Below are 9,816 nucleotides of genomic sequence, written 5' to 3' on the forward strand. Positions count from 1 at the left end.
TAATACAGCTCAGCTAAGGTAAGGCTAATACAGCTAAGGACTCCACTGAACCCCACCGATTAAATCGCACCTTCCTTTGATCTGATTGATGATAATAAAATCGATCAAAGTGCCATTAAGGCATTGCCAGGTGTTCTGGGCGCACAACTGCAAAGCGATCAGTTTCAGATTGTTATCGGGCCGAAGGTTAATAGCTGGTATGAGCAAATGCTGACGGTGCTGGGAAAAGCGCCGCAGGGCGAGACCCATGCGAAAGGGCGCAAAAGCCTGGTCTCGATGTTTATGGATACCGTTTCCGGCGTATTTGGCCCTATCGTGCCTGCGATTGCCGGTGCCGGGATGATTAAAGGCCTGCTGGCCGGATTGATTGCCCTGAAAGTGGTTTCGGCGAAAAGCGACACCGTGATGGTGATCGATTTAATTGCCAGTGGCGTCTTTTATTTCCTGCCGTTTTTCCTTGCCGTCTCGGCGGCGAAAATTTTCAAAACCAACGAATATCTGGCGGCAGCCGTGGCAGCCTGTCTGATGTATCCGTTGCTGATTGATGCCGCAAAGGCGCTGGCGGCGCATCAGGAAGGGGCGGTGAGCGCCTTCTGGCTGTTAAGTGCACTGCCGATCCCGGTCTTTAACTACGCCTCGAGCGTCATTCCGGTCATCTTCTCCATTCTGGCGCTGAGCTATATCCACCGCTGGGTGGACAGGATAATGCCGGACGTATTAAAGACGGTTTTCACGCCCACGCTGACCTTGTTCCTGGGGGCACTGGCGGCGCTGGTGATTATCGGGCCGATTGGGATTTATCTCGGTAAGGCGCTGGCGTGGTTTATCGAAGGGTTATTCGGTGTATCGGCCAGTTTTGCCGGGCTGGTGGTGGGGGCGATTCGCCCGGTCGCCATTCTCACCGGCATGCACCATGCCATGACGCCCATCGCCCTGCAAAACTTCAGTGACCGTGGCTATGACATGCTGATGCCGATGATGTTTATGGCGAATATGGCAATTGCCGGGTCGACGTTCGCCATCTGGCGGATCAGTAAAAACCGTCAGGAGAGAACGGTGACGCTGTCGGCAGCGATCTCCGCACTGCTGGGTATTACGGAGCCTGCTCTGTTTGGTGTTTTGACGCGTTACAAAAAGGCGTTTATTGCCGCCACGGTGGCCAGCTCCCTGGCCTCCGCGTTTATCGCCTTCTTCGGCGTGCGGCTGTATGGCTATATTTTGTCGAGCATCTTTAGCCTGCCGGCCTATATCGGACCGTACTTTGTCTTTGCGCTCTCCGGGGTGGTAATGGCGCTGGTACTGTCGTTCCTGTTGACCACCGCGCTGGTTGGCAAAGACGCAGTAGAATAACTTACCGTCGGTGCGCCAGTCGGCGCACCAGACGATCGCCCGCCATCTGCACGCCCTGAACCATCGCCAGTAAGATAACTACAGTACCCACCATCACCTGATCGTTAAAACGTTGATAGCCATAGCGAATAGCAAGATCGCCCAACCCGCCACCGCCAATAACCCCCGCCATGGATGAGAAGCCAATCAGCATCACCACCGTAAGCGTAATCCCCGCCAGCAGCGTTGGCAGCGCTTCCGGCAGCAGGGCTTTCGCGATCACATGCCAGACGTTACCGCCCATGGATAAAATCGCCTCGATGCGCCCGTAATCGACTTCGTCCAGCGCACTTTCGGTGAGTCGTGCAAAGAAGGGGAACGCGCCAATGGTGATGGGCACTATTGCGGCAGTGCTGCCAAGCGTGGTGCCGATCAGCAGGCGTGTGAAGGGGATCAGGGCGATCAGCAGCACAATGAACGGCAGCGAACGGCCAAAATTGACGATCGCCCCCAGCAGCGCATTGACGCGCGGCATGGGGAGCAGCCCGTTACGGCGCGAAAGAAACAGAATGACGCCCAGCGGCAGACCGATCAGCACGGTAAACAGTGACGCCAGTGCGACCATATATAACGTCTCCAGCGTGCCGTTGAGCAGCAGCGGCCAGAGGTCTTCCCAACTCATGCTACCCCGCATAAAGGCCTCCCGTTAAAACCGTGGCGGGCAAGGAAATCCTGCTCAGCCTGCGGATCGTGCAATAGCGCATGGCGCAGTTTTGACCACGGAGCCACCAGCAGATCGGCAATTTTCCCGCTCTCCTGTACCTCGCCGTTTTCCAGCAATGCTGCGTGATCGCACAGGGTTTTCACCACGTCCAGCTCGTGAGTGATCAACACGATGGTCAATTTCAACTTCTGGTTAATGTCTGCCAGCAGCGCCAGCACAGAAGCGGTGGTTTCTGGATCCAGCGCGCTGGTGGCTTCATCGCACAACAGCACATCCGGCCTTGCAGCCAGCGCTCGTGCAATGCCGACGCGCTGCTTTTGGCCGCCGGAAAGCTGCGAAGGAAAGGCATCGGCTTTATCGCTCAATCCCACCAGATACAGTAGTTCCTCCACGCGTGCATGGCGCAGTGGCTTCGGTACACCGGCGATTTCCAGCGGGACGGCGACGTTATCCGCCACCGTGCGCGCGTGCAACAAGTTGAAGTGCTGAAAAATCATGCCCGTGCGCAGCCGGTGCTCGCGCAGACCGGCTTTGTCCAGTTGCGTAATATCGCTGCCGTTGATGATGATGCGGCCCGTAGTGGGCCGCTCCAGCAGATTCAGGCAACGGATTAAGGTGCTTTTTCCCGCGCCGCTGCGGCCCAGGATGCCGTAAATGGCACCCTTCGGGACACTCAGCGACACGTTGTTCAGCGCCGGTCGGCCTGTTCCGGCATAGGTTTTACTCAGCCCTTCAATGTCGATCATGACTGCGGGGCAACCGGGATCACCGAGCCGTTGTAGGTCTTACGAATGAACTCTGCCACCTGCGGAGACGTCAGATCTTTGGCCAGCTCTTTGATGCGTGGATCGTTCGCCAGCGCCGGGTTGGTTACCAGGATGTTGGCGTACGGGTTATGATCGGCGCTCTCCAGCCCCAGCGCATCTTTGGCCGGCGATAAACCCGCTTCCAGCGCATAGTTACCGTTGATCACCGCCAAGGCGACGTCATCCAGCGAGCGTGGGATCTGTGGGGATTCCACTTCGAGGATTTTCAGGTGTTTCGGGTTCTCAACGATATCTTTCGGTGTCGCCAGTGTGCTGGCCGGATCGGTAAATTTCGCGTCCAGTTTGATTAATCCCTGGCTTTGCAGCAGGAACAGCGCGCGGCTCAGGTTAGTGACGTTGTTCGGGACCGCGACGGTGGCGCCATCCGGGACCGATTTAAAATCTTTGTATTTGTGTGAGTAAATACCCAGCGGTTCGATATGTACCGTGGCGGCAACGGCGAAGGTTTTACCCAGCGCTTTTTCCTGGCTTTTCAGGTAAGGCACGTGCTGGAAATAGTTGGCATCCACATCACCGCTCGCCAGCAGCTCATTGGCGTTCGCGCCGCTGGTCAGCTCAACGATTTTGATATCCAGCTTCGGATCCAGTTTTTTGACGTAGTTAAGGATCTCCGCGTGTGGAACCGGATCCGCCGCAACACGCAGTGTTTCTGCCTGCGCGGTACCCCATGCCAGTGAAAGAGACAACGCTACCCCTGCCAGTTTAAAAGCGGCATTTTTCATGATCTATTTTCCTGTGTTGTTATGGTGTCAGACGATCAATTGTTCACTGCGCTCACGCAGTACATCGCGGTAATAACGCTCGGCGACATCCGGATGCGAACGTAAACGGCCTTTCAGGTAGTTCCAGCCAACATCGCGTAAGAGTGGATTGTGCGGGTCGCTCTCAGGTCCTTGCGCCTCACGCGCCAGCGCTTCCGGCAGGGCGTAAACGGGAACCACGGCATCCAGCTGTGCGCCAAGGAAAAAGGCAATCGACAGGCGATCTTGCCCGGCGGGTGGCGATACCACGCGGTGGACCGTAGCACGTAAATAGCCATTGGTGGCCAGCTCCAGCAGTTCGCCAATGTTGACCACAAAGCTGCCCGGTAGCGGTGCGGCGTCAATCCAGTGGTCAGGCGACACTTCTACCTGCAATCCTTTCTGCTCGTCCTGGAGTAGGAAGCTCAGAAAACCCGAATCTTTATGTGCGCCCACGCCCTGGTTGCCTTGCGTGCTCTCCTGGCCTGGGTAGCGAATCAGTTTGATGTGCTCGTTGGGTTTGTCGCCATACAGCCCGTCAAAGGCATCCGCTGGCAGGCGCAGTGCTTCGGCGAAGGCGCGCAACAGCACGATGGCCATCTCGGTCATCGATTTTTGCCAGTCGAGCAGAGTGGTTTTCAGCTCCGGCAGCTGTTCAGGCCACAGATTCGGCCCCTGCAAGCGGCGCCAGCGTGGATCGCTGTCGCATAGCAACAGTTCCGGGCGCTCTGCACCAATATCGAATTGTTCGCGCCAGTCCGGTTTGCCACGGGTGAGTTCCGATGCTGCGCGGTTGTAGCCGCGAAAATGGGGGGAGTGGATCATGCCTACCTGCTGTTTTTGCTCATCATTGAGGGCAAAAAAGCGGCGGGCTTCGTGCTGAACGGCGCGCTGCAAAGCGTCATTCACGCCATGGTTGATAAGGTAAAAAAAGCCGATGTCGCGTGCGCTTGTACGCAGCTGATCGAGAAAGGCATCCCGTTCAGTGGGATCGAAATAGCGGGCCAGATTGAGGATCGGTAAGGTTGTCGCGTTCATTGTGTTCTCCGAATAATCGTTCGCAGGTGATAATTTTTAGAGTCCGGGGTTGGGCACAACAGCAGCGCATCATGATGCTTTCCTCACATGTGGTTTAAAGCCAGCTTGCCTTAAGGCAAAAAATTCAACCAATAACGTTCTTTTCTAATTTATGACCGAACGGGGTTCGTTGCTTTTGCGAAAAGCGCATATAGCGCAGGTGTTGCGCAGGGAAAAGAATTTCGATAGACTTTTGTTATGTTATAACAATGCATGCGAGAGCAAAATGAAACCTGATATCCATCCGCACTACCGCACGGTGGTGTTCCATGACACCAGCGCGAACGAATACTTCAAAATTGGCTCGACGATCAAAACCGATCGTCAGATTGAACTGGAAGGCGAAACCTACCCTTATGTCACGCTGGACGTCTCTTCGGCGTCGCATCCGTATTACACCGGTAAACAGAAAGTGGTGGGCAATGAGGGAAGTACGGCGCGTTTCCAGCAGCGCTTTGGCCGTTTTATTGGCACAAAAAAGGATTAAATCATGCAGGTACTGAATTCTTTACGCAGTGCGAAACAACGCCACCCTGACTGCCAGATTGTCCGACGCAAGGGGCGTATTTATGTGATTTGCAAATCCAACCCGCGTTTTAAAGCCGTGCAGGGCAGGAAGAAAAAACGTTAACTGCGCAGGTTTTCAAGGGATTGCAGCTGTTTGCCGTCGGCGGTGAAATTCCCGGCGGCAAGCCACTGTCTGAACGCGTTGTCCAGCTGTAGCCATTCGCTATCAATAATTGAAAACCAGTCGGTATCCCGATTGCGCCCTTTCAGAACCAGCGCCTGGCGAAACCGCCCCTCATACTGAAAGCCCAGACGGACCGCCGCACGGCGGGACGGCTCGTTAAGGCTATTACATTTCCATTCATAGCGTCGATAACCCAGCGTCTCCAGGGCGTAACGCATCAATAACCACTGCGCTTCGGTTGAGGCACGGGTGCGAATAAGCAGAGGCGAAAAATGTACGCTGCCCACTTCGAGAACGCCATTGGCTGCATCAATACGCATCAGTGAGAGCGTGCCGACGGGCGACTGGGTGTGATTATCAATAACCGCGAAATGAATGGGATCCTTTAATTCACAGACGCTTTTTACCCACGCGGTGAAGGATTCGAGATCGTTTTCCGGCTCGCGCAGCAGCCAGGTCCAGCTGCTGCCATCCCCGGCCAGACGATGGGCGGCAAACAGCGCAGGGGCGTGCTCGACCCTGAGCGGCTCCAGGCGGCAATATTGCCCCTCAAGAGTGACGCGTTCAGGAAAAGGGCGGGGCTGCCAGTCGGGAAGGGCGTCGCCCACGGGTTGTCCGTATTGATTCAGTTGACTCATGTTGGCTCCTCTTTGCGATTCACCTAGCGTAGAATTTCACTGGTTCCATAAGAAGTGCCATCAGGTTATATTTTCATAGAACCACCAAGGGCAGGCCGATGAATATTCCAGATGACGCTTTACAGGCGCTGTTGCGCCCGGCGCTGGCACAACGCGACGGATTGACGCGTCAGCGGGCGCTATACGTGGCACTGCGCGATGCCGTTCTCAATGGCACGTTAAAAGCGCACACGCTGCTGCCCGGCTCGCGCGTGCTGGCAAAAACCCTCACCCTTTCCCGAAATACGATTAATGCGGCGCTGGAACAGCTCGCCATTGAAGGCTTTGTGCAGCGGGAACGGCAGGGGACGCGGGTGCTGATGCTGGCCAGCGCGCCCGCTGTGCAGAACGCGCCTGTTGTCTCTCTCGCTCAGCGTGTGCAGACGCTGCCACACGGGGTGACGCGAAACTCCCCGGTGCTGGCGTTTACCCCAGGTCTGCCGGCGGTGAACTATTTCCCTATGGCTATCTGGCGACGGCTAAGCGAACGTGTCTGGCGTGATGAGGGGAGCGCACTGCTGGGCTATGGCGATTCGGCCGGGGAATTACGGCTGCGTACGGCCATCGCCCGCCATCTCGCGCTGGCCAGAGGCATTCATTGTGAAGCCGAACAGATTGTTATTACCGAAGGGGCGCAGGATGCGTTGATGCTATGCATCCATCTTCTCTGCGACCCGGACGATATGGCCTGGGTGGAAGAGCCCGGCTATAACGGGGCGAAAAGTGCTTTTCTGGCGGCCGGATTGCAGGTAAGAGGGATTCCGGTGGATGACGAGGGCATGACGCTGGCAGAGACGATGGCGCCGCCGCGTATCATGTATACATCGCCTTCGCATCAGTACCCGCTTGGATATGTGATGAGCGCTGCCCGGCGTTTGCAGATTCTGGAGGCCGCCACGCGGGCCGGAAGCTGGATTATCGAAGATGACTATGACAGTGAGTTTCGCTATCTCGGCGACCCGGTACCCGCCATGCTGGGGATGATCCCCGACCCGCCGGTGGTCTATCTGGGAACATTCAGCAAGACCCTGTTTCCGTCACTACGCATTGGTTTTATGGTGATGCCTCCTGCGCTGGCGCAAGCGGCGGCACCGGTCATCAGTAGTCTGTTGCGCGGCGGACATCGGGGAGAACAGTTGGCTCTGGCGCATTTTATCGAGGATGGACACTACGCACGCCATCTGGCGGCGATGCGTCGGCTGTACCGTAAACGGCAGGCGCAACTGCGCGAGGCCTTACAGGCCGGGCTTGGCATGGAGCATCGGGTATTGGGGGGCGAAGGTGGATTGCATTTGGCACTGTCGGTGCCGGGCATCAATGACCTGGACGTTGTGCGTGAGGCGCGCACATTTGGTCTTGCGCCTCATGCATTAAGCCGTTTTTACTTACAGCCAACACCGGCATCGAGTGGTCTGGTACTGGGCTACGGGAATACCTCTGCCAGCCTGTTTCCCGGTGGTGTGCGTACGCTGGCTCGGCTGATTACGCGGGCTCAGGGCGGGTAAGGGTAAACACGTCGTAAAAAGAGAGTTCACCTTTACGGGAGATCATCTGCTGGAGCTGTGTTTTACGCGATGCTTCAACGCCTGGAGAGCTGAGGATGGCGCTGATAAGTTCTTGCGGCACGAAGCGGGTGTTGTACCACTCGCCGTTATAACAGACGCGAAAATCGAGGACATCGATATCGTCATAGCGATAGCGGGGGTAAACGTCGAAGAAAAAGAAGCCGTTCAACAAGACGAACAGCACCACCAGCAGCCACACGGAATCCACCAGGGTTTCTGACTGCAGCATAACGGCAAGCGTGGCGAGCCAGGCAATATACATGCCGACAAATAAGCCCGGGTGTTTGCGAATAAAGCTGATGCTAAAGCGTGGACGGTTGTCTCGCTTTTCACGCTGGTTAATGTCGTCGATTGTTTCGCTGAGCAGCCGCTGGATCTCTGTCATTTCACGCCTTCGTATTTGGGGATAGACCAATATGAGCGTATTTTAAGTTGCCACTATGTGTGAAAAAAGTAACAGTTTATCGACAAAAAAAGATAACAGTTAAACAGCGTCGCCCGGAACGGCTTTGATAATGCGGGCGGGATTGCCGCCAACAACCACATTAGGTGGCACATCTTTTACCACCACCGCGCCGGAAGCGATAACCGCGTTATCGCCAATGGTTACGCCTGGATTGATTACCGCTCGTCCACCAATCCAGACGTTATGGCCAATGCGAACCGGTTTACCGTATTCGACACCGCTGTTGCGCGCGTGGGCTTCCAGCGGATGTGTTGCCGTATAGATGTGTACGCCTGGTGCTAACATACAATTGTCGCCAATGTGGATGGGGCAGACATCCAGCATGACGCAATCGAAATTGGCGTAGAATTCCTTACCCAGGAAAATATTGTAACCATAGTCACAACGAAAGCCCGGTTCGATATATTCACCCGAACTTTCACCGAGTAATTCAGCAAGAATCGCATTGCGTTCTGCTTTTTCATCAGGGGCAGAATGGTTATAACGATGAAGCAGCTTTCTGGCATGCATGCGGTCAGCTCGTAACGTATCGTCCGCAGCCCGATACGGTAAGCCGGCAATCATTTTTTGTTTTTCTTCGCTCATGAAGATGACGTGCGCCTGCTAATGCCGCTGGATAAAAAAATTAAAACCATAAATAAATGTCGGGAAGACTTAGCGTACAAATTTCCACACAGAAGGAGGGATTTTGTCATACAACTTATTCATGGTCAGCTCCGCCAGACGATGATCGGCTGCTGAATAAAACACCGTAAGTTCATGGTCGGGCAGTTCGTATTTATTTTTCTCAATTACGCGTTCGAGCGTGTCAATTGTCTGACAACGTCGTAATCGCATCAAATAATCAATTTTGGTTAATGGCTTATCAGACATGATTTTACCTTTACTGGTTGAAATATTTAACAGGAGTGACTAACGGGGTTAGCCTTGCTCACATTGACGAAACAACGAAACAACCGGTTTCCCGATTTACGCCATTTCTGCAAGTCTTGTGTGTTGATACCGTAGCTACTGAACAGCATAAACGTATCGTCAAGGTATTCGTCTATCTGCTCGATCAGTTTATTATCTTCATTATACTTAATTTTATAATTAAGTGCGAAGGTTGCTATATGTTCAATCAACTCATTTAACTGCAAATTGATTGCAGAAGTAGGATCGTTAACCCATCCATGATGGCTTTCTTCAAGATTTAAGAGGCAATCATGGTACAACGTTTCGCAGAGAAATTTAAGCTGCGCGATATCATGCCTTTTTGGCGAGTATTCGTCCATAACACATCCCCTTCTGAGTCGCTTTTTTTACTCACTGAACACTGCTCCGGGGTGGAAACTTCTGATCTGATCAGCAGCATAAGCTGCTCTTCCTCATTGATTTAACTATAAGCTAGTCTTAAAAAGATTTCATTGTGCTATTACGAAAAATTACAATTATCGCGTTTTGCCTACCGAAAATGGAGGAATCACGCAGTTGACTTACATCTTTTATGTGAGTATCCGTCTCGTTGAAATGAAAACTTCCCTTATGCTTCATTGGGTTAGTGGGTGACAATGGATATTTAAGAATATTTTAATATTCCATACTCGCTAATTACCAGGAATATTCTTACTTAAACTCATTGTACCAGATAATTAAGAATTTTACCTAAGGAAGGTGCGATTTAATCGGTGGGGTTCAGTGGAGTCCTTAGCTGTATTAGCCTTACCTTAGCTGAGCTGTA

12 protein-coding genes and 1 pseudogene are annotated in these 9,816 nt (G+C 53.7%); 4 read left to right on the forward strand and 9 right to left on the reverse strand.

What is annotated here, in order from left to right; all coding sequences use genetic code 11:
* Positions 1-75: 75 nt before the first annotated feature.
* Positions 76-1,350 (forward strand): annotated as a pseudogene (locus tag ACSZPU_RS19900) (PTS transporter subunit EIIC); the annotation flags it as partial.
* A gap of 1 nt (position 1,351) precedes the next feature.
* Here ACSZPU_RS19900 and ACSZPU_RS19905 read toward each other — a convergent pair.
* The 4 genes from ACSZPU_RS19905 to ACSZPU_RS19920 are packed head-to-tail and all read right to left on the reverse strand — an operon-like array spanning position 1,352 to position 4,658.
* Positions 1,352-2,011 (reverse strand): methionine ABC transporter permease, encoded by a 660-nt coding sequence (locus ACSZPU_RS19905; protein ID WP_499002391.1) that lies wholly within the window; start codon positions 2,009-2,011, stop codon positions 1,352-1,354.
* The gene (locus ACSZPU_RS19910; RefSeq protein ID WP_499002368.1) at positions 2,008-2,799 is read right to left on the reverse strand and encodes a methionine ABC transporter ATP-binding protein; all 792 of its coding nucleotides are present in this window, start codon (positions 2,797-2,799) and stop codon (positions 2,008-2,010) included. The genes ACSZPU_RS19905 and ACSZPU_RS19910 overlap by 4 nt, the downstream gene beginning before the upstream one ends.
* Positions 2,796-3,602: a MetQ/NlpA family ABC transporter substrate-binding protein gene (locus tag ACSZPU_RS19915; RefSeq protein WP_499002371.1), complete on the reverse strand. Its 807-nt coding sequence runs from the start codon at positions 3,600-3,602 to the stop codon at positions 2,796-2,798. Before ACSZPU_RS19915 ends, ACSZPU_RS19910 begins: the two co-directional genes overlap by 4 nt.
* A gap of 27 nt (positions 3,603-3,629) precedes the next feature.
* Positions 3,630-4,658: an isopenicillin N synthase family dioxygenase gene (locus ACSZPU_RS19920; protein ID WP_499002374.1), complete on the reverse strand. Its 1,029-nt coding sequence runs from the start codon at positions 4,656-4,658 to the stop codon at positions 3,630-3,632.
* A gap of 265 nt (positions 4,659-4,923) precedes the next feature.
* Between ACSZPU_RS19920 and ACSZPU_RS19925 the strand changes: the two genes are divergently transcribed.
* Positions 4,924-5,184 (forward strand): type B 50S ribosomal protein L31, encoded by a 261-nt coding sequence (locus ACSZPU_RS19925; protein ID WP_499002377.1) that lies wholly within the window; start codon positions 4,924-4,926, stop codon positions 5,182-5,184.
* Positions 5,185-5,187: 3 nt separating this feature from the next.
* A complete protein-coding gene (gene ykgO / locus ACSZPU_RS19930; protein WP_494239765.1) occupies positions 5,188-5,328 on the forward strand; it encodes a type B 50S ribosomal protein L36 in 141 nt (46 codons plus the stop codon).
* On the opposite strand, the gene ACSZPU_RS19935 is transcribed toward ykgO, so the two are convergent.
* Positions 5,325-6,026 carry a GNAT family N-acetyltransferase gene (locus ACSZPU_RS19935; RefSeq protein WP_499002380.1) on the reverse strand — a complete coding sequence of 234 codons (702 nt, stop codon included), beginning with the start codon at positions 6,024-6,026 and terminating at the stop codon, positions 5,325-5,327. The genes ykgO and ACSZPU_RS19935 overlap by 4 nt on opposite strands.
* Before the next feature lie 98 nt (positions 6,027-6,124).
* Here ACSZPU_RS19935 and pdxR point away from each other — a divergent pair, with 98 nt between their 5' ends.
* Positions 6,125-7,570 carry a MocR-like pyridoxine biosynthesis transcription factor PdxR gene (gene pdxR / locus ACSZPU_RS19940; RefSeq protein ID WP_499002383.1) on the forward strand — a complete coding sequence of 482 codons (1,446 nt, stop codon included), beginning with the start codon at positions 6,125-6,127 and terminating at the stop codon, positions 7,568-7,570.
* On the opposite strand, the gene ACSZPU_RS19945 is transcribed toward pdxR, so the two are convergent.
* The 4 genes from ACSZPU_RS19945 to tomB form a co-directional block, all read right to left on the reverse strand.
* Positions 7,548-8,015, reverse strand: coding sequence for a YlaC family protein (locus ACSZPU_RS19945; protein ID WP_499002385.1), 468 nt, complete (start codon positions 8,013-8,015; stop codon positions 7,548-7,550). The two genes, pdxR and ACSZPU_RS19945, sit on opposite strands and share 23 nt — an antisense overlap.
* A gap of 99 nt (positions 8,016-8,114) precedes the next feature.
* Positions 8,115-8,681, reverse strand: a complete 567-nt coding sequence (gene maa / locus ACSZPU_RS19950) for a maltose O-acetyltransferase (RefSeq protein WP_499002388.1) — start codon at positions 8,679-8,681, stop codon at positions 8,115-8,117.
* A 69-nt stretch (positions 8,682-8,750) separates the two neighbouring features.
* On the reverse strand, positions 8,751-8,969 hold the full coding sequence (gene hha, locus ACSZPU_RS19955; RefSeq protein ID WP_041852465.1) for a hemolysin expression-modulating protein Hha: 219 nt from the start codon (positions 8,967-8,969) through the stop codon (positions 8,751-8,753).
* A 26-nt stretch (positions 8,970-8,995) separates the two neighbouring features.
* The gene (gene tomB / locus ACSZPU_RS19960) at positions 8,996-9,370 is read right to left on the reverse strand and encodes an Hha toxicity modulator TomB (RefSeq protein WP_041852464.1); all 375 of its coding nucleotides are present in this window, start codon (positions 9,368-9,370) and stop codon (positions 8,996-8,998) included.
* Between the last annotated feature and the right edge of the window lie 446 nt (positions 9,371-9,816).

The sequence above is a fragment of the Phytobacter sp. V69 genome, from assembly GCF_965644215.1.
Lineage (GTDB): Bacteria > Pseudomonadota > Gammaproteobacteria > Enterobacterales > Enterobacteriaceae > Phytobacter.

What these genes read in the sequence shown, in the direction of transcription:
- ACSZPU_RS19920 (WP_499002374.1), bottom strand. Translation starts at nt 4,658, where the DNA reads ATGAACGCGACAACCTTACCGATCCTCAATCTGGCCCGCTATTTCGAT.
- ACSZPU_RS19915 (WP_499002371.1), bottom strand. Translation starts at nt 3,602, where the DNA reads ATGAAAAATGCCGCTTTTAAACTGGCAGGGGTAGCGTTGTCTCTTTCA.
- ACSZPU_RS19910 (WP_499002368.1), bottom strand. Translation starts at nt 2,799, where the DNA reads ATGATCGACATTGAAGGGCTGAGTAAAACCTATGCCGGAACAGGCCGA.
- ykgO (WP_494239765.1), top strand. Translation starts at nt 5,188, where the DNA reads ATGCAGGTACTGAATTCTTTACGCAGTGCGAAACAACGCCACCCTGAC.
- ACSZPU_RS19925 (WP_499002377.1), top strand. Translation starts at nt 4,924, where the DNA reads ATGAAACCTGATATCCATCCGCACTACCGCACGGTGGTGTTCCATGAC.
- ACSZPU_RS19935 (WP_499002380.1), bottom strand. Translation starts at nt 6,026, where the DNA reads ATGAGTCAACTGAATCAATACGGACAACCCGTGGGCGACGCCCTTCCC.
- maa (WP_499002388.1), bottom strand. Translation starts at nt 8,681, where the DNA reads ATGAGCGAAGAAAAACAAAAAATGATTGCCGGCTTACCGTATCGGGCT.
- ACSZPU_RS19945 (WP_499002385.1), bottom strand. Translation starts at nt 8,015, where the DNA reads ATGACAGAGATCCAGCGGCTGCTCAGCGAAACAATCGACGACATTAAC.
- tomB (WP_041852464.1), bottom strand. Translation starts at nt 9,370, where the DNA reads ATGGACGAATACTCGCCAAAAAGGCATGATATCGCGCAGCTTAAATTT.
- ACSZPU_RS19905 (WP_499002391.1), bottom strand. Translation starts at nt 2,011, where the DNA reads ATGAGTTGGGAAGACCTCTGGCCGCTGCTGCTCAACGGCACGCTGGAG.
- hha (WP_041852465.1), bottom strand. Translation starts at nt 8,969, where the DNA reads ATGTCTGATAAGCCATTAACCAAAATTGATTATTTGATGCGATTACGA.
- pdxR (WP_499002383.1), top strand. Translation starts at nt 6,125, where the DNA reads ATGAATATTCCAGATGACGCTTTACAGGCGCTGTTGCGCCCGGCGCTG.